Origin of the sequence: Thalassobacterium maritimum (assembly GCF_031127805.1) — a bacterium.
Lineage (GTDB): Bacteria > Verrucomicrobiota > Verrucomicrobiia > Opitutales > Coraliomargaritaceae > Thalassobacterium > Thalassobacterium maritimum.
On sequence record NZ_JARXHW010000131.1, the window covers coordinates 1 to 1,574 of the forward strand.

Below are 1,574 nucleotides of genomic sequence, written 5' to 3' on the forward strand. Positions count from 1 at the left end.
GAACGCAGATGCACTTATACAAACTAGAGCCAGGAGAGCCAGTGGCAGTTGGACGGGGTTCTGGAATTAGCTCACCGCACTTTTAATCACACCCAACGAAAACCGTCGATAGGTTTAATGACGACAAAAGCCCTAAAATCCAAGCGACCACAGGACTGCAACAAGCCTGTGCTTGCTCCAGCAAGAGGTCAGTTCCGTCTCGAATAAATAATTGCTTCAGGCATTCAATCCCTTGCGCGCCACGTGCTGACTGCGCCACTGACCGGGCGGCACACTGGTCGCCGTAGTAAACACTCGGAAAAAGCAACGTAAATACTCATAGACAACATGCGCGGCGATGCTCTATCAAAACGAAAACAAATACGAACAAGAGATGTTCGAGCGTTTGAGGCATCCCCCCCTGACATCTCCCGGCTCGTCGCCGTGATCTGTGCCATGTGAACGAGCCGCGGGCCGAAGCGCGCTGCTACAGGTGATCCAAACCAAGGAAACGGCATTGATGTGCAAGGCGATTTCCTCTGATCCTTCATGGACAACTTCGAATGGGGCGAAAGCTAGGCATCCGTTTTGCCTTTTCTCGCTAATCCAAGAAAATTGCATAAAAACTCTCCAGTATCCAAGCCTCACTGAGTCCAAACTTTTGTTCCGAATTATCCCCTTTGAATTTCTTTCAACATCTGAGTCAAACGTTCCACGACTTCAGGGTATTGATCATAAACATTGTTCGATTCAGAAATGTCCTGCTCAAGATCGTATAGCTGAATTTTGGGTAGCTTCTCGATGCCGGGCTTGGGCGGCCCCATACTCCCGGCCCCTGCGCCTAAAATCAACTTCCACTTTCCTTGTCGGATGGCAAAGAGACCATCAAATGAATGATGTACCGTAGCCTCACGCAGAGCCTGATTCGTGGTCTGCCCCAGCAGGGCGGGTAAAACATTGACACTATCTTCACCGGCTCCGTCTGGCAGGGGCTTACCTATAATCGCCGCGCAGGTGGCGAGCAGATCGGTCAGACAGGTGGTCTCGTCAGATTGGCTACCGGCCGCCACAACGCCTGGCCAACGCAACAAATAAGGCACCCGGTGGCCTCCTTCATGAATGTCTCCTTTTTTCCCACGAAAGATATAACTGGATTGGTGCCCTTTGACCTGATGCGGTTTATAGTTCACAGGAAGCAGCGAACCATTATCCGAAGTGAAAATGACAATGGTATCATCCGATAAACCGCTTGCATCCAAAGCCTCAAAAATGGCACCGACGGCGGCGTCCGTTTGTAGGCAAAAGTCTGCATACGGACTTAAACCGCTCTTTCCCTGAAACGCTTCGGAAGGAACGATTGGTTGGTGTGGCGAAGTCAGCGGTAAATATAGAAAAAACGGCTGATCCTTCGTCTGCTGGTGAATGTACTCGACTGATTTATCGACGATCATTGGCAGTGCATCCACCGCTTCAAAGTCCTCGTGCGCAATCCCTGCCTTACTCTTATACCATTTCGAAAAAATATTGACCTACATAGTGCTTAGAGTATTTTGACTGAATGCGACGTCGACGACTAGGCGAACCAGCAGATCGCC

At 50.1% G+C, this 1,574-nt stretch carries 1 protein-coding gene; it reads right to left on the reverse strand.

What is annotated here, in order from left to right:
- Positions 1–650: 650 nt before the first annotated feature.
- The gene (locus QEH52_RS19565; RefSeq protein ID WP_308952645.1) at positions 651–1,430 is read right to left on the reverse strand and encodes a sulfatase-like hydrolase/transferase; all 780 of its coding nucleotides are present in this window, start codon (positions 1,428–1,430) and stop codon (positions 651–653) included.
- Positions 1,431–1,574 lie beyond the last annotated feature (144 nt).